General features: G+C 67.2%; 14 protein-coding genes. 9 read left to right on the forward strand and 5 right to left on the reverse strand.

Translation table 11 applies throughout. The features are described from left to right. Window positions 1–103: 103 nt before the first annotated feature. From M2319_RS17015 to M2319_RS17025, 3 genes are read left to right on the forward strand one after another with little or no spacing between them, the layout of a single operon-like run. Complete coding sequence (locus M2319_RS17015; RefSeq protein WP_264602659.1) at window positions 104–442, forward strand: PepSY domain-containing protein; 339 nt, start codon at window positions 104–106, stop codon at window positions 440–442. Beyond that, on the forward strand, window positions 442–1,104 hold the full coding sequence (locus M2319_RS17020; protein ID WP_264602660.1) for a response regulator transcription factor: 663 nt from the start codon (window positions 442–444) through the stop codon (window positions 1,102–1,104). Before M2319_RS17015 ends, M2319_RS17020 begins: the two co-directional genes overlap by 1 nt. Beyond that, window positions 1,101–2,486: a sensor histidine kinase gene (locus M2319_RS17025; protein WP_264602661.1), complete on the forward strand. Its 1,386-nt coding sequence runs from the start codon at window positions 1,101–1,103 to the stop codon at window positions 2,484–2,486. The genes M2319_RS17020 and M2319_RS17025 overlap by 4 nt, the downstream gene beginning before the upstream one ends. Here the strand turns inward: M2319_RS17025 and M2319_RS17030 are convergent. The 3 genes from M2319_RS17030 to M2319_RS17040 are packed head-to-tail and all read right to left on the reverse strand — an operon-like array spanning window position 2,458 to window position 8,163. Then, window positions 2,458–5,871: an error-prone DNA polymerase gene (locus M2319_RS17030; protein ID WP_264602662.1), complete on the reverse strand. Its 3,414-nt coding sequence runs from the start codon at window positions 5,869–5,871 to the stop codon at window positions 2,458–2,460. The two genes, M2319_RS17025 and M2319_RS17030, sit on opposite strands and share 29 nt — an antisense overlap. Continuing rightward, window positions 5,868–7,394 carry a Y-family DNA polymerase gene (locus M2319_RS17035; RefSeq protein ID WP_264602718.1) on the reverse strand — a complete coding sequence of 509 codons (1,527 nt, stop codon included), beginning with the start codon at window positions 7,392–7,394 and terminating at the stop codon, window positions 5,868–5,870. Before M2319_RS17035 ends, M2319_RS17030 begins: the two co-directional genes overlap by 4 nt. Further along, on the reverse strand, window positions 7,321–8,163 hold the full coding sequence (locus tag M2319_RS17040; RefSeq protein WP_264602663.1) for an ImuA family protein: 843 nt from the start codon (window positions 8,161–8,163) through the stop codon (window positions 7,321–7,323). The genes M2319_RS17035 and M2319_RS17040 overlap by 74 nt, the downstream gene beginning before the upstream one ends. A gap of 291 nt (window positions 8,164–8,454) precedes the next feature. Here M2319_RS17040 and M2319_RS17045 point away from each other — a divergent pair, with 291 nt between their 5' ends. After that, window positions 8,455–8,859 (forward strand): type II toxin-antitoxin system PemK/MazF family toxin, encoded by a 405-nt coding sequence (locus tag M2319_RS17045; RefSeq protein ID WP_264602664.1) that lies wholly within the window; start codon window positions 8,455–8,457, stop codon window positions 8,857–8,859. 163 nt (window positions 8,860–9,022) lie between these two features. Here the strand turns inward: M2319_RS17045 and M2319_RS17050 are convergent, their stop codons facing one another. Continuing rightward, window positions 9,023–9,490, reverse strand: a complete 468-nt coding sequence (locus M2319_RS17050) for an SAM-dependent methyltransferase (RefSeq protein ID WP_264602665.1) — start codon at window positions 9,488–9,490, stop codon at window positions 9,023–9,025. A gap of 117 nt (window positions 9,491–9,607) precedes the next feature. Further along, entirely contained in the window at window positions 9,608–10,537 is a 930-nt protein-coding gene (locus M2319_RS17055; RefSeq protein WP_264602666.1) for a LysR family transcriptional regulator, read from the reverse strand. A 111-nt stretch (window positions 10,538–10,648) separates the two neighbouring features. Here M2319_RS17055 and M2319_RS17060 point away from each other — a divergent pair, with 111 nt between their 5' ends. Genes M2319_RS17060 through M2319_RS17080 form a run of 5 tightly spaced genes read left to right on the forward strand, consistent with a single transcriptional unit; the run spans window position 10,649 to window position 15,645 of the window. Further along, window positions 10,649–11,839 (forward strand): CaiB/BaiF CoA transferase family protein, encoded by a 1,191-nt coding sequence (locus tag M2319_RS17060; protein WP_264602667.1) that lies wholly within the window; start codon window positions 10,649–10,651, stop codon window positions 11,837–11,839. Further along, window positions 11,836–12,780, forward strand: coding sequence for a hydroxymethylglutaryl-CoA lyase (locus M2319_RS17065; protein WP_264602668.1), 945 nt, complete (start codon window positions 11,836–11,838; stop codon window positions 12,778–12,780). The genes M2319_RS17060 and M2319_RS17065 overlap by 4 nt, the downstream gene beginning before the upstream one ends. A 58-nt stretch (window positions 12,781–12,838) precedes the next feature. Then, entirely contained in the window at window positions 12,839–13,819 is a 981-nt protein-coding gene (dctP, locus tag M2319_RS17070) for a TRAP transporter substrate-binding protein DctP (protein WP_264602669.1), read from the forward strand. A gap of 12 nt (window positions 13,820–13,831) precedes the next feature. Next, window positions 13,832–14,362 (forward strand): TRAP transporter small permease, encoded by a 531-nt coding sequence (locus tag M2319_RS17075; protein WP_264602670.1) that lies wholly within the window; start codon window positions 13,832–13,834, stop codon window positions 14,360–14,362. Continuing rightward, a complete protein-coding gene (locus tag M2319_RS17080; protein ID WP_264602671.1) occupies window positions 14,359–15,645 on the forward strand; it encodes a TRAP transporter large permease in 1,287 nt (428 codons plus the stop codon). The genes M2319_RS17075 and M2319_RS17080 overlap by 4 nt, the downstream gene beginning before the upstream one ends. Window positions 15,646–15,822 lie beyond the last annotated feature (177 nt).

Genomic DNA, 15,822 nt, shown 5'->3' on the forward strand with positions numbered 1-15,822 from the left:
CGTGCCGCTTCGGTGGCTCCCTTGTCGCCCAGCCGCCCTGACGGCGGGCTGACGCCTGCTGTCAGCTTGCTGTCAGGTCGATGGCGGTAGAGGATGGCGGGCCATGAAACGCCTGATTCCGCCCTTTCTGCTCCTTGCCGCGCTCGCCGCCGTCCCGGCCGCCATCGGTCTTCCGGCCATCGCCGACAGCGACCATCATGAGGAGCGCGACCACGACGAGGCGCGCGCCGCCCTTCGGCGCGGCGACGTGCTGCCGCTCATCCGCATCCTTGAAATCGTCGGCGACAAGCTCGGCGGGCGGGTCATCGAGGTGGAGTTCGAGCGCCGCCACGAGGGCTATGTCTACGAGCTGGAAGTGCTCGGCGAGGGCGGCCGGCTGCGCGAGGTGAAGGTCGATGCGGCGACCGGCCGGATCCTGTCGCGCGGCGGGGAGGACGACTGATGCGCGCGCTCGCCGTTGAGGACGACGCGCGCATCGCGGCCGACCTGAAGGCGGCGCTGGAGGGCGCCGGCTTTCGCGTGGAGACCTGCGGCGACGGCGAGGACGCCTGGTTCCGCGGCGACACGGAGGATTACGACCTCGTCGTCCTCGACCTCGGCCTTCCCGGCATGGACGGGCTCTCCGTGCTGAAGCGCTGGCGCGCGGGCGGGCGGGAGATGCCGGTGCTGGTGCTGACGGCGCGCGGCGCCTGGAGCGAGCGGGTGGAGGGCATCGAGGCCGGCGCCGACGATTATTTGCCCAAACCCTTCCGCATGGAGGAACTCATCGCCCGGGCGCGGGCGCTGATGCGCCGTGCGGCAGGCCGCGGGAGCGCCGTCCTCAGCCTTGGCGAGATCACCGTCGACACCAACCGGATGACCGTTTCCCGGCGCGGCGTGCCGCTGTCGCTGACGGCCCTGGAATACCGGCTCGTCGCCTATCTGATGCTGAACCGCGACCGGGTGGTGCCGGTGTCGGAACTCCTGGAACACCTTTATGGCGACGAGGACGCGCGCGAGGCGAACGCCCTTGAGGCGGTGATCGCGCGGCTGAGGCGCAAGTTCGGTGCCGGCGCGATCGGCACGCGGCGCGGCTTTGGCTATTTCCTGGAAGGCGGATCGTGAGGCGGCTGTCGCTGCGCCTGCGGCTGGCGCTTGCCGGTGCCGTCGCGGTCGTCGTGGCGCTGGCGCTTGCCGCGGCCGGGCTCGTCGCGCTCTTCGGCACCCATGTGGAGCGGCGCGCCATGGCCGAGCTTTCCGTGCAGCTCGACCAGGTGCTTTCCGGTCTTGCGTTCCGCGACGGGGCCCTGGTCCTGGCGACGCCGCCGGCCGATCCGCGTTTTTCAAAACCCTATTCCGGGCTCTACTGGCAGATCGCCGCGGAAGGCCGACTGCTGCGGTCGCGCTCGCTCTGGGATGCCGAACTGCCACTGCCGAGTGACGATCTTGTCGACGGCCAGGTGCACCGGCATGACCTTGTCGGGCCGTCCGGCGAGACGCTGCTGACGCTGGAGCGGAGCGTGACGCTTCCGGCCCGACTCGGCGGCGGCCCGGCGCGTGCGGCCGTCGCCATGGACGCGCGCGAACTCGCCGCCGCGCAGCGGGCCTTCCTTGCCGATATTATCCCCTATCTGGCGCTGCTTGCGCTCGTGCTGATTGCGGCCGGCTGGGTCCAAATGGCGGTCGGCCTCCGGCCGCTACGCTCGCTCGGCACGCGGGTGACGGAACTGCGCTCCGGCACGGCGCGGCGGATGGGCGACGACTGGCCTCAAGAGGTCCGCCCGCTCGCCGGCGAGATCGACGCGCTGCTCGATGCCCGCGAGGCGGACCTCGCCCGGGCGCGGGCGCGGGCCGGCGACCTTGCCCACGGGCTGAAGACGCCGCTGCAGGCGCTGCTCGGCGAGGCGGCGCGGCTGCGCGCCAAGGGCGAGATCGAGGCAGCCGAGGACATCGACCAGGTGGTGCGGTCCATGCAGCGCCATGTGGAGCGCGAACTGGTGCGGGCGCGGGCGGCCGCCCATGCCTTCAAGGCGCGCGCCGATGTGGCAAGGGCCGTGGAGCGGATCGTCGCCGTGCTGCGCCGGACCCCCGACGGTGGGCGGCTCGATTGGCAGATCAATGTCGCGCCGGGGCTCGCCGTGGCGCTCGACGAAGGCGATTTTTCCGAGGCGCTCGGGGCGCTGGCGGAAAACGCTGCGCGGTTTGCGGCGAGCGTGGTGACGATTGCGGCGACGGCCGAGGGGGAAACTGTTCACATCGCGCTCCGCGACGACGGGCCGGGAATCCCTGAGGCGCGGCTGCAGGAAATGACGGCGCGCGGCCGGCGGCTCGACGAGGCCGGCGGTGGCAGCGGTCTCGGGCTGGCCATCGCCTCGGAAATCGCCGAGGCGGCCGGCGGCGCGTTGACGCTTGCGAACAAATCGCCGGGGCTGGACGCCCGGCTCGTGCTGCCGCTTGCGGCGCCGGGCAATCCGCCGCTCAGTGGAAATCCCGCGACTTCGGGATGACGCGGACGTTGCGCGGGTGGCGGGCGCGGGTCGGCGGGCCGGTCGCGGCCTCGTCCTCCTGCAGAGCCAAAAGATCGGCGCTGCGATCGCGGACGGCGCTGGCGATCAGGTGGATGACGCCCTCCGAACTCTTCTGGATGCGACCTTCGACGACGGCGAGGCGGGCGCTCATCACCTCGCGGCGGAACCGCTCGAAGCGGCGCGCCCAGATGAGCGCGTTGGCGATGCCGGTCTCGTCCTCCAGCGTCATGAAGATGGCATTTCCCTTGCCCGGCCGCTGGCGGATGATGACGACGCCGGCGCAGCGCACAAAGGCGGCATCGGGGAGATCGGCAAGGCCGGCGCAGGGGGTGATTCCTTCGCCGGCGAATTTTTTCCTCAGGAACGACAGAGGGTGCGCCTTCAGGGAGAAGCGCAGCGTCTGGTAGTCGGTGACGACGTGCTCCGACATCGGCATTTCCGGCAGCAGCGTTTGCGGCTCCTCGCCGAGCTCGTGCGCCTCGGCCGCGGCGAATAGCGGCAGCGGCGCGTCGTCGGGCAGGCGCCGCACGGCCCAGAGCGCGTTCCGCCGGTCGAGCGCGATCGAGCGGAAGGCGTCGGCGTCGGCCAGCTTCTTCAGCGCACCATGGGGCAGGCGGGTGCGGCGCCACAGGGACTCGATGTCGCCGTAGCCGTCTTCTCGCCCGTCCGTCAGCGTCTTTGCCCAGTCCTCCCGGAACCCGTCGATCTGGCGAAAGCCGAGGCGGAGGGCGAGGGACCCATCGTCGGTATCCTCCAACGTGTTGTCCCAGAAGCTGGCGTTGATGTCGGGGCCGCGCACCGTCACCCCGTGCTCGCGGGCGTCGCGGACGATCTGGGCCGGGGCGTAGAACCCCATGGGCTGGGCGTTGAGGAGGCCGCAGGCAAAGACCGCCGGGTGGTGGCATTTGATCCAGGCGGAGATGTAGACCAGCTTGGCGAAGGAGGCGGCGTGGCTTTCCGGAAAGCCGTAGTCCCCAAAACCCTTGATCTGGTTGAAGCAGCGCTCGGCGAAATCGCGCTCATAGCCGCGCCGGACCATGCCCTCGACCATCTTTGCCTCGAACGAGTGGATGGTGCCGAGGTGGCGGAAGGTGGCCATGGCGCGCCGCAATCCATTGGCCTCGTCGGGGGTGAACTCCGCCGCGACAATGGCGACCTTCATGGCCTGTTCCTGGAACAGCGGCACGCCGAGGGTGCGGCTCAGCACGTGGCGCAGTTCGTCCGGGTCGTGCGGCGGGGCGGGCGAGGGAAAATGCACCTCCTCCTCGCCGTTCCGCCGGCGCAGATAGGGGTGCACCATGTCGCCCTGGATCGGGCCGGGGCGGACGATCGCGACCTCGATGACGAGGTCGTAGAATTTTTGAGGCTTCAGGCGCGGCAGCATGGCGATCTGGGCGCGGCTTTCGACCTGGAAGACGCCGATGGAATCGCCACTTTGCAGCATCTCGTAGACGGCCGCGTCCTTCTGCGGGATGCCGGCGAGGTCGGGATCGAGGCCGCAATGGCCGCGCATCAGGTCGAAGCATTTGCGGATGCAGGTCAGCATGCCGAGGGCCAGCACGTCGACCTTCATCAGGCCGAGGATGTCGATGTCGTCCTTGTCCCATTCGATGAAGGTGCGGTCCGCCATCGCCGCATTGCCGATCGGCACCAGCTCGTCGAGCCGGCCGCGGGTCAAGACGAAGCCGCCGACATGCTGGGAGAGGTGGCGCGGAAAGCCGAGCAGCGTTCCGGCAAGGTCGACCGCCTGCTTGATGAGCGGGTTTTCCGGGTCGAGGCCGGCCTCGCGCACCCTGAGCGCGCCCTTGCTGTCGCCCCAGCTTCCCCAGACCGTGCCGGCAAGGCGGGCGGTGACGTCTTCCGTCAGCCCGAAGACCTTGCCGACCTCGCGGATGGCGCTGCGCGGCCTGTAGCGGATGACGGTGGCGGCGATGCCGGCGCGCTCGCGGCCGTAGCGCTGGTAGATGTGCTGGATCACCTCCTCGCGCCGCTCGTGCTCGAAATCGACGTCGATGTCGGGCGGCTCCTTGCGTTCGGCGGAAATGAAGCGGGCGAACAGGAGATCGTGCTCGGCCGGGTCGACGGCGGTGATGCCGAGCACGTAGCAGACGGCGGAATTGGCGGCCGAGCCCCGGCCCTGGCAGAGGATGCCGCGGTCCTCGGCGAAGCGGACGATGTCGTGGATGGTGAGGAAATAGCGGGCGTAATCGAGGTCGGAAATCAGCTTCAACTCGTCGACAAGGAGCCTTTCGACCTTTGCCGGCACGCCGTCCGGATAGCGCCAGCGCGCGCGCTTCCAGGTCAACTCCTCCAGCCATCCCTGCGGAGTTTTGCCCGGCGGGATCATCTCCTCCGGATATTCGTAGCAAAGCTCGTCGAGGGAAAAGTCGATGCGCTCAAGCAGATGGCCGGTCTCGGCGATCGCCTCCGGCGCGTCGCGGAACAGGCGGGCCATTTCTTGGGGGTATTTCAAATGGCGCTCGGCATTGGCGGCGAGGCGCCGGCCGGCGCTCGCTAGCCTCAGTCCCTCGCGGATGCAGGTGACGACGTCCTGCAGGGGCCGCCGCTCCGGCCGGTGATAGAGCACGTCGTTGACGGCAAGGAGCGGCACGCCCGCTTCCTCGGCGAGGGTTTTCAGGCCGATGAGCCGGCGCCGGTCGTTGCCGCGATAGAGCATGGAGGCGGCAAGCCAGACGGCACCCGGCGCGGCTTCCTTTAGGCGGCTAAGGGTTTTGAAGAGGGTATCTCTCTCTACCGGTGGCTCCCCGCTCTGCGTCACCACCGGGCTTCGACCCGGTGGTCCATGCGGCGCTGCCGGATCGTTCCGAGACGCCGAATGGATTGCCGGGTCAAGCCCGGCAATGACGCCTGAGAGAGATTGAGATGAGGGAGCAAGTATTTTGGCCGGGTGGTGTTCTGAGTCGGATTCCAACGAGCTCTCACCGGGCATGACGACGAGCAAAAGATCGCCGGGGGCGGCGAGGAGGTCGTCGAGGGTGATAAGGCAGTCGCCCTTTTCCGCGCGCAGTTTGCCGAGGCTCAAAAGCCGACAGAGGGAGGCCCAGCCGGTGCGGTTCTGGGGATAGGCGAGGATTTCCGGGGTGCCGTCACAAAACACCAGCCGGCTGCCGACGGCAAGCTTGAACGAGAGCCTTGCGGATGTGCCCGCCTTTGCCTGCAGCTTCGCCTCCAGATCCTTGAAGGCGCCATGGGCGCGCACGACGCCGGCGACGCTGTTGCGGTCGGCAATGCCGATGCCGGTATGGCCGAGCCGCAGCGCCTCAATGACCAACTCCGCGGGGTGGGAGGCGCCGCGCAAAAACGAGAAATTGCTGGTCGCGGCCAGTTCGGCGTAGGCGGTCATGGGAAGATGCCGTGCAGGAACCAGCGCGGCCGCTCCGCCTCCAGGCCGTAGAGCCCCTCGCGGAACACCCAGTAGCGCCGGCCAGAATCGTCCTCGACGCGGTAGTAGTCGCGGGTCAGGCCGTCGGCGCGCCACCATTCCGCGGCGATGCGCTCCGGCCCTTCGGCGCGGGCGATGTCGTGCATGGCGCGGCGCCAGCGAAAGCGCAGGGGCGGGCCGTCCGGCACCTCGGCAAGGGTCTCGATTGGCTGGGGTGGGTCGAACAGGTGGATCGGGCGGCTTGCCGGCGGCGTCCCCCCCAGCGACGTCCAGGCAGTGCCGTCCTCGGCCGCGCCGAGGGCCGGGACGGTGCGGGCGGCAAGCTCCGGGATATGGCTGTCGACGGCAACGAAACGGCGCACCGCATCGCGGCCGAAGCGGGCGATCAGCCGGTCGATGAGATCGCTCACCTCCTGCTCGGCCGCCTCGTTGCCGTCAAGGCTCGCCTGGGGCGTTGCAGCCGGCTCGCTGGCGATGACCGCAAGGCGCATGAAATCGAAGCCGAAGCCGGGATCGAGCGGGTCGGGCAGGGCGCCGAGGCGCTCCCTGAAAAGGCGCATCAGCACGGCCGGATCGCGCTGGGGCTCGACGGTCTCAATGCCGATGCGAAAGACCCGGCCGTCGGTGCGAAAGAACGCCGCTTCGAAGCCGCGCCCGCCCTCGCCGCGGGTTTCAAGGCTCGCACAGACATGGCCGGCAAGGCTCCGGAGCGCCGCCAGCATGTCGTCCTCAAGGCCGATGGGCTCGGCAAAGCTCCGCTCGGCCATGGTCGGCGGCATCGGCCGGCGCGGCGTGATGCACAGGTCGCGCTCGCCAAGGACGCCGGCAAGGCGGGCGATGAGGTCGGCGCCGAAACGGGCGGCGAGCGGCGGACGCGGCCGCTCGGCAAGGGCGCCGACGGTTTTGAGGCCCGCACGCGACAGCGCCTGGACGGTCTGGGGCGCGAGATCGAGGGCAGCGGCGGGAAGGCGGAAAACGGCCTCGGGCTCGCCGCCGGCCGGGACGATTTTCTCCCGGCCGAAGCGGGCGAGGGCCCTTGCCGCCTCCGGGGTTCCGGCAATGCTTGCCCGCAAGGTGATCCCCAATGCGGTAAGGCGCTTTTTTATGTCCGCATGGAGCCGGTCCTCGCCGTTCAGGAGATGGGCGCAGCCGGTGATGTCGAGGATGAGGCCTTCGGGGGCATCGAGGGCGACCAGAGGCGTGTAGCGGTCGCAGAAATCGGCGATGCGCTCCAGGAAGGCCGCGTCGGCGGCGCGGTCCATGTCCACGACCTCAAGCTCCGGAATCCGGGCGCGGGCATCGGCGAGCGCCAGCCCCGGCGATAGGCCAAGCTTTTCGGCGCGCGCGTCACCGGCGGCAAGGCGGAGTGCGCTCTTCTCCTTTTCGATGAAGACGAGCGGGGCTCCTTTCTCACGTGCCGGTGCGGCTTTGTTGTGCCGGGAGCGGTGCCGGATGCGATCCGCGCTGAGGTAGGGAAACCACAGGGCGAGGTAGCGGCGCGCGGCGCGCGGGTTGGGTAAAGAGACACTGCCCATGATCCCACTCCAGATGCCAGCGCCGGCCGGCGGGACCGGTGCGGTGGCGCAACAGCTCGACGGTGAAGGCCGCCGCGCCGGGGGCGTTGGCGGGAAGCGGCCGGGAGGGACCGGCGGCAACGCGCCAGCGGGTCTCGGCCGCGCTCTGCTGCGGCTCGGCCTGCAGGCGCAACAGGAAGACGGTGGTGCCGGCCTCGGACGCGGCAAGCGCCAGGCGGCGGGTGGCGGTGAAGTCGAGCACCTTCGGCGCCCCCCAGGGCTCGATGACGACGGCGCCGAGCGCCGCACAGCGCGCCGCTTCCAGCCCCGCCTTGAGGACGCCGAGGGGATCCTTGGCCTCGACGAGGACAAGGTGCGCCGGATCGAGGCCGAGGCCGGCAAGGCCGGGGGCATAGAGGGTGCCGGCCTCCACAGTGACGAAGGCCTGGCGGACCCAGACGACAGCCTTGTCCGTGCCGGATTTCCCGGCCGAGGCGCTGTCGAGCACGCGCCGGGTGAGGGCGGCGGCGAAACCGGTCGCCGTGCCGGCGTCGAGAGGGCCGGCGGCAAAGACCTCGTGCAGCGCGCCGCGACCGAGTCCGCCCTCCAGAAACCGGTCGAGATCCGCCGGGCCGAGCCCGATTTTCCCCCCGCTGTCCTGCGAACAGCCGGGGTCATGTGTCGCGTTCCGCGCGAAAGCCGACAGCTTCGCGCGCAGCCGGTCGAGTTCCGTCGGCATGGCCTGCTCGTGGTTTTAAATGTTCCTATTTTGTTCTATGAAAGCACCGCCGCTGAAAGGAGTCAATGCGGCGGTGTGGGGAGGGGTATCGGTTTGGAATTCGGTGCTTTTTTGCGTCGGCGGTCTGTCCGGCCTTTCTCCTTCAATGCCCCGGCGTTTTGATACTATCAGGCGAAACGATCGAATTTCACCGCTCTGGGCGCTTGCGGACGCGCACGTTGTGAAGCAGCCTTGTCATGTTCACGAGAATGCATGTTCTTCCGTGGGCAGTTCTTTGATTAGAGATTTCCCATGCCACTTAATTTTCACCCGAGAGCGGGTCAGATATTCATGTGTGATTTCAACGGGTTCAAAGAACCGGAGATGGTTAAAACGCGTCCCGTTATCGTCGTATCTCCAAAACTGCCGTATCGATCGGAAATCGTTGCGATCGTTCCGATCAGCCTTACTGCGCCCAAGCACGATTATCCGTATTGCTATCGGCTTTCGAAAAACTACCATCCGCAAGAGGATGACGCGTTACCATGCTGGGCGAAAGCTGACCTCGTCTTGAATCTTGGTCTTTACCGATTGAGTGCTTTCAAAACTGGACGACGGAAATACACCTATCCGACACTGACGCCAGACGATCTGGCGGGGGTGCGACGGGCGGTCCTGTGCGGACTGGGGCTGGATCGCATTGCCAAATCCCCCTAGACCAACTACATTACGAGTGTATCCCGGTTGTCGGGCTTTAAGACCTAGATCTCTAGGCAGGCATCCCAATGGGCAATGACACGCTCGGGAATGCCTCGATATTGTCATGTCCCAAAACCCCGCCCAGCGCGGGGTTTTGTGTTTTCTGAAACGCCTTCCCGCCTCAAGCCTCCCAGTAACGCTGCATGATCTCCGCCGCCCACTCCGGCTCGCGGACCGTCCCACGCGGCAAAAATCCTTTCATTACCGGTTTGATGTCGAGGATCGGCGAGCCGTCGATGGCGTCGAGGCCGCGGACCTCGACGGCAGTGCCGGAGACGGCGACGATCTCGCAGATCGAGACGCCGATGCGGTTGGGCCTGTTCTTGCCGCGCTGGGCGAAGATGCCGACCAGGGGCCAGTCCTTGCGGCCGCGCGGATGGCGGGCGCCGGCGGTGATCTTGTCGTCCGGCACACGGTTAAAGACGAAGACGACCTCGGCGTGGGAGAAGTCGGCAAGGCCGTAGAGCGCCTCCTCGGAAAAGCGCGAGGTGTCGAGTTCCAGCCGGCAGAGGCTCCTGCCCCAGTCGTCGTCTTCCGGGACGTCGCGGCCGCCGCGTACGGTGCCGATCGGGTCTATGTCGAGTTTCATGGCTGAAAAAATCCTTCTTACGAACGGGCATTGACCGGGGGCATAGGACCATCTGCAACGCCTTGTCTTTCAAATCCGTCGTTCGTGCTCGATCCAGGTCGTCAATGCCCTTTGAAATCAGTCCTCAATGGCGCGGGCGTCCCAGAGGCCGCGGGCGATGGCGTCGAGCACGAAGTTCACGAGAAGCTGGCGGACGGTCTCGCGGGCATAGGTGGCGGGGCGCTCCGACAATTCGCACAGGCAGAGCGTGCGGAAAAGCTCCGGGGCGATGATCGGCCGGGCGTTCAGCCGGCCGGCCTCCAGGTGCTCGCGCATCAGGTGGCGGGTGGCGATCACGCAGCCGAGGCCGGCAAGCAGCGAGCCGGTGATCGCCTGGACCGAATTGAGATGCAGCCGGGCGCGGGCCTCCAGCTTCTTCAGCAGCGTCGCGTCGTCGACGATGGCACGGGCCGGCAGGCCCCGGCGCAACAGGATGATCGGCAGGTCCAGAAGATCGTCGAAGGCGAGCGGTGCGTCGGCCTCGCCGATGACGTCGGCCCGGCCAATGCAGACCATGCGCTCTTCCAGCAGCGGCCGGGAGCGCAGGCGCGGATCGAGCGGCGGATTGTAGACCATGGCAAGGTCGATCTCCGAGGCCATCAGCTCCATGAGCGTCGCGCCGGACAGGCTCTCCGACAAGGCAAGGCGCAGCTTCGGATAGTCGCACGCGACCTTTTCCAGGAGCGGCACGCCGATGGTCTTGACCGCGGAAAAGGCCATGCCGACGGCGACCTCGCCGGAGATCTCCCGGCCGGCGTCGCGCACGTCGCGTTCGGCGCTGGCGATCGCGCGCAGGATCCCCCTTGCATGCTCGAACAGGCGCTCGCCGGCCGCCGTCGGCTGCATGCCGCGTGGTTTCCTGACGAAAAGCGCCGTCGCCAGTTCCTCTTCCAGATTGGCCAGGTGGTGACTGAGGGCGGAGGGCGCGATATGAAGCGCCTCGGAGGCCCGCGACAGCGACCGGGCCTCGAAGATCGCGGCGAAGTAACGGAGCTGGCGGGAGTCCATCCTGCGTTCTATTTTTTCGAATGACAATTTCGAATCAATAGAATTTCGAACATGACCCGGCAACACTAAACTCCGCCGCTCGTAACTAAGAGCAACAAGGGCAGGGAGCCCATGGAACCAGCTTTCAAACCGCTCGACGGCGTCCGCGTCGTGGAGATGAGCCACATGATTCTCGGACCGTCCTGCGGGATGTTCCTAAGCTTCCTCGGCGCCGAGGTGATCAAGGTCGAGCCGCCGGAGGGCGACAAGACCCGCGACCTTACCGGCATGGGCCGGGGCTTCTTTCCGACCTTCAACCGCGGCAAGAAGTCCGTGACGCTGGACCTGAAGTCCGATGCCGGCCGCGCCGCCCTCGACAAGCTGCTGAAGACCGCGGATGTGTTCGTCGAAAACTTCCGCGACGTCTCGCTCGCCAAGATGGGCTTTGCGCCGGAGATGCTGCGCGAGAAATATCCGCGCCTCGTCGTTGCCTCCTGCAAGGGCTTCCTGCACGGCCCCTACAAGGAGCGGACGGCGCTCGACGAGGTCGTGCAGATGATGACCGGCATGGCCTATATGACGGGGCCGACCGGCCGGCCGCTGCGCATCGGCTCCTCAGCCAACGACATCATGGCCGGCCTCTTCGGCGCCCTGTCGGTGCTGGCGGCCCTGTTCGAGCGCGACAAGGACGGCAAGGGCCGCGCCGTGCGCGTCGGCCTGTTCGAGAACTGCCTCCTGCTCGTCGCCCAGCACATGGTGCAGTTCGACATCGAGGGCCGCGAGGCGCCGCCGATGCCGGAGCGGGATTTCTCCTGGCCGGTCTATGACATCTTCCAGACCTCCGGCGGCCGGCAGATCTTCGTCGGTGCCGTCACCGAGGGCCAGTGGGGCATCCTCTGCCGGATCCTGAAGCTGCAGGAACTCCTCGACCATCCCGACCTGCAATCGCGCATGGCGCAGATCGATGCCCGCGAGTGGACCGTGCCGATCTTTGCCGAGGCGATCGCCAAGCGCGACTTCGACGAGCTCGCCGCGGCCTTTGAGGAGACCGGCATCCCGTTCTCGCCGATCGCCCGGCCGGCGGAGATGTATGACGATCCGCACGTCAACCGGCCCGGCGGCCTCATCACCACGACCATGGCCGACGGCACCACCTTCCGGGCGCCGGGGCTGCCGGTGGAAATCGACGGCCAGTCCTTCACCTGCCACGGCGAATACCTCGCCGACATCGGCGCCGACAGCACCGAGGTGCTGACGGAGCTGGGGCTCAGCGAGGCGGAGATCGCGGCCGCGCGCGGGACCTCCAAGGGGGAGGCGGCATGAGCCGGGCGGCAGAGATTTACCCCCGGGCCGGCGTTTCCTTGCGCGAGGTCGGCTTGCGCGACGGGCTGCAACTGGTCAAGGCCTTCCCGTCGACCGCCGGCAAGACCGAATGGATCAAGCGGGCCCATGGCGCGGGCGTGAGGCATTTCGAGGTCGGCTCGTTCCTTCCCGCCAGCCGGATGCCGCAATTCGCCGATCTCCGCGAACTCATCGGCGTCATCGCCGGCCTTGAGGGCGCGCGCTCCGCGGCGCTCGCCCTCAACGAGCGCGGCGCGGACGATGCGATGGCCTCCGGCGTCGACGAGGTGGTCTGCGTCGTCTCGGCGACGGAGGAGCACAGCCAGGCCAATATGCGCCGCTCGCGCGAGGCGGCGATCGACCTGGTGCGTACCACGACTGAGAAGGCCGCCGACGCACCGAAGCGGCCGCTGGTGATGGCGGCGATCTCCATGGCCTTCGGCTGCTCCATCGCCGGGCCGGTCGACCCCGCCGAGGTGGTGCGGCTCGCCGGTGCCTGCTTGGACGCCGGCGCCGATATCGTCGGCGTCGCCGATACGGTCGGTTTCTGCGGCCCGAAACAGGTCGAAGAGCTGTGTACGGATATCGGCAAGCTCTGCGGCGACATCCCCTATCTGGTGCATCTGCACGACACCCGCGGCATGGGCATCGCCAATGCGGCGGCCGCCCTCAATGCCGGGGCGCGCATCCTTGACGGGTCTATCGGCGGCCTCGGCGGCTGCCCCTTTGCGCCGGGCGCCACCGGCAACGTCGTCTTCGAGGACCTCGTCTATCTGTGCGAGACGATGGGATTTGCCACCGGCATCGACCTTGAGGCACTGTTCCCGGTACGCGAGATCCTTGCGAACGAAATGCCGAACGAGCCGCTCTACGGCGCGCTCGCCAGGGCCGGCCTTCCGGCGACGGTCTCCTACCGGCACTGACATAGCTGGCCAATCCCATCCCACCGATGCATAAGAACGACAGTCAGGGAGAGATCATATGAAGCTGTCACACATCCTCGTCGCCACCTGCATGCTCGCCGCGACATCGACCGCGACGATGGCGGCGGAGACCATGCGCTGCAGCCATCAGCTTCCGCCGGGCCACCACATCGCCAAGGTCATCGACCGCTGGGCCGAGGAGGTCGAGAAGCAGTCGAACGGCGATATCGACGTGCAGATCTTCGGCGCCGGCAGCCTGGTCGGTGCGCGCGAGAACATCGTCGCGACCGCCAAGGGCGACGTGGAATGCGCGTTCTCGGTGAACTTCCAGTGGGGCAAGACCCTGCCGATCATGAACGTCACCATGGCGCCGTTCGCCTTCAGCGACCTCGACATCTGGCGCAAATGGCCGGAGTCGGAGGCCGCCGCGTTCCTCGACCAGAAGCTTGAGGACAAGGGCCTGAAGAACGTCGTCTGGCTGTTCACCACCAATACCTCGGTGTTCACCTCCAACGAGCGCTTTCTCCTCAAGCCGGAAGACTTCAACGGCGTGAAGATCCGCGGCCTGGAGCCGTCCTTCAACGCCTCGCTGGAAGCGCTCGGCGCGGCGCCCAGCTCCATGTCCGGCTCCAAGGTCTACCAGGCGCTCGCCACCGGCGTCATCGATGCCGGCCTCACCGACATCGCGGCAGCCGTCTCGCGCAAATATTACGAGGTGCAGGACCACTTCGTCGTGCTGCCGGTGATCTCGGTCTATTTCCACGGCTATGTGAACCCGAAATTCTATGACGGCCTCTCCGACGCCAACAAGGCGGCGCTGAAGGCGGCCGGCGACAAGGCGGCGGAATGGGCCATCGAGGCCTCCGTGGACGCCGCCTCCAAGGCCCCGGACGAACTGCGCGAGAAGGGTGCCGAGGTGCACATCGCCACCGAGGAAGAGATCGAGGCGCTGGAAGCGGCCATGCGGCCGGCGTTCGACGAGAACTTCGCCAACAATGACGACGCTAAGAAGCTGATCGAGCTGATCGGCAAGCTTTAGACCAGAGGCTCCATGTCTCACGACGACAAAGGCGAGGGGGCGCAGGACGCCCCCTCTTTGCCGAAAGGCTTCCTGACCTGGCCGGGCCGGCTCGGCGGCATCGTCGCCTCCGCGCTGGTGCTCGCCGTCCTGGCGCTGGTCGTCTATGCGATCCTGCAGCGATACTTCCTCGATACGCCGCTGAAATGGGGCGACGAACTTTCCGGCTACCTGCTGGTTGCGCTGGTCATGCTGGGCGCGGCGGAAACGCTGCGGCACGGCGAGCACATCGCCATCGATCTCGTCACCGGCAAGGTCGGGCCGACGTTGAAGCGGCTCCTTGCGGTTATCGCCAATCTCGCCGTCATCGGCTTTGCCGTCGTCCTCGGCCTCAGCGCCTGGGAGTCCATCTCCTTTGCCTATGATTTCGGGTCCTATTCGCCGGGCTATCTGGAAGTGGCGACCTGGATCCCGCAGCTTCCGATGCTGATCGGCGCCGGGCTCCTCATCCTCCTCGCCCTTGCGCTTCTCATCCGCCACATCGCCGGGAAGGACGCGGCATGACCGCGGTCGTCGTCTTTGCCGGGCTGATCCTCCTGCTCCTCATCGGCATTCCGATCTTTGCCGCCCTCGGCCTGATGGCGACGGCGATCCTCCTCATCTTCGAGGGCAACGTCTCGGCCGTCGCCGACACGGTCTTTTCCCATCTCAACAAGGACCTTCTGACCGCCATTCCTCTCTTCGTGCTGATGGCGCAGATCATGATCCGGGCGAAGGTGATCGACGATCTCTACGAGTTCGCCCACACCGTCGTCGGCCATATCCGCGGCGGCCTCGGTGTCGCCACGGTGCTCTCCTGCACGATCTTTGCCGCGATCTCCGGCTCGTCCGTCGCCACGGCCCTTTCCATCGGCTCCACTGCAGTGCCGCAGATGAAGCGGTTCGGCTATCCGACCCGCGATGCGCTCGGCGTCGTTGCCGCCGGCGGCACGCTCGGCATCCTCATTCCGCCGTCCGGGCCGATGATCCTCTATGCCATCGTCTCTGAGGTCTCGATCGGGGCGCTGTTCCTGGCCGGCATCATCCCGGGCGTGCTGATGGCGCTGGCCTTTTCCGTCTTCTGCGTCGTCCAGGCGACGCGGCGCGCCGGCGTCAAGGCGCCGGAAATGGCGGCGTTCTCCAAGATGGTCGCGGCGACGCGGCGCTCGATCTGGGCGCTGATGGCGCCGCCCGTCGTCATGGGCGGGATCTATTTCGGCATCTTCACCGCCTCGGAGGCTGCGGCCGCCGGCTGCGTCTATGCGCTCGCCGTTGCCGTCCTCGCCTACCGCAATTTCGGCCTTTCCGATCTCTGGGCCTCGGCCCAGCAGACCATGCGCACCTCGGTGATGGTGTTCATGATCATCGCCGGCGCGGCAATGTTCGGCCATGCCATCACCATCATCCGCCTGCCGGTCGGCGTCACGGAAATGGTCGCCAATCTCGGCCTCGGGCCGGTCGGCTTCATCGTTGCTGTGATGGGCCTCGTCTTCGTCCTCGGCATGTTCCTGGAGACGATCTCCATCATCCTGATCACCACGCCGATCCTGTTGCCGACCATGCACCAGCTCGGCATCGATCCGATCTGGTACGGGGTTCTCCTGATGATCAATCTGGAGCTGGCGCTGATCACGCCGCCGGTCGGCATGAACCTCTTCGTCATCAAGGGCATTACCGACGCGCCGCTGTCCGACGTGGTGCGCGGCGCCGCCCCCTTCGTCGCCCTGATGATCGGCGGCCTGGCGCTGCTCATTGCCGTTCCCGAACTCGCAACCTGGTTGCCGGTGACCGCCGGCTTCGGCCGCTGACCGCCCCGACATAGGCCCGTGGAAACTGCGGGGATTTCCGCGGATTCGCGTCTGTACTGCTGACCTTTCTGCGGTCAATTGCCCGGGAATATAGTATCATTTCCGAATGTTATAGTTTTCTAATAAATGCTACCAAAGGCTGATCCTCGCATCGGGCGAATCGGCACCTCCTCCTGA

The sequence above is a fragment of the Rhodobium gokarnense genome, assembly GCF_025961475.1.
In the GTDB taxonomy this organism is placed as follows: domain Bacteria; phylum Pseudomonadota; class Alphaproteobacteria; order Rhizobiales; family Rhodobiaceae; genus Rhodobium; species Rhodobium gokarnense.

Coding starts and splice junctions, on each gene's coding strand:
- M2319_RS17015 (WP_264602659.1), top strand. CDS start 104: ATGAAACGCCTGATTCCGCCCTTTCTGCTCCTTGCCGCGCTCGCCGCC.
- M2319_RS17020 (WP_264602660.1), top strand. CDS start 442: ATGCGCGCGCTCGCCGTTGAGGACGACGCGCGCATCGCGGCCGACCTG.
- M2319_RS17030 (WP_264602662.1), bottom strand. CDS start 5,871: ATGACCGCCTACGCCGAACTGGCCGCGACCAGCAATTTCTCGTTTTTG.
- M2319_RS17040 (WP_264602663.1), bottom strand. CDS start 8,163: ATGCCGACGGAACTCGACCGGCTGCGCGCGAAGCTGTCGGCTTTCGCG.
- M2319_RS17045 (WP_264602664.1), top strand. CDS start 8,455: ATGCCACTTAATTTTCACCCGAGAGCGGGTCAGATATTCATGTGTGAT.
- M2319_RS17050 (WP_264602665.1), bottom strand. CDS start 9,490: ATGAAACTCGACATAGACCCGATCGGCACCGTACGCGGCGGCCGCGAC.
- M2319_RS17055 (WP_264602666.1), bottom strand. CDS start 10,537: ATGGACTCCCGCCAGCTCCGTTACTTCGCCGCGATCTTCGAGGCCCGG.
- M2319_RS17060 (WP_264602667.1), top strand. CDS start 10,649: ATGGAACCAGCTTTCAAACCGCTCGACGGCGTCCGCGTCGTGGAGATG.
- M2319_RS17065 (WP_264602668.1), top strand. CDS start 11,836: ATGAGCCGGGCGGCAGAGATTTACCCCCGGGCCGGCGTTTCCTTGCGC.
- dctP (WP_264602669.1), top strand. CDS start 12,839: ATGAAGCTGTCACACATCCTCGTCGCCACCTGCATGCTCGCCGCGACA.
- M2319_RS17075 (WP_264602670.1), top strand. CDS start 13,832: ATGTCTCACGACGACAAAGGCGAGGGGGCGCAGGACGCCCCCTCTTTG.
- M2319_RS17080 (WP_264602671.1), top strand. CDS start 14,359: ATGACCGCGGTCGTCGTCTTTGCCGGGCTGATCCTCCTGCTCCTCATC.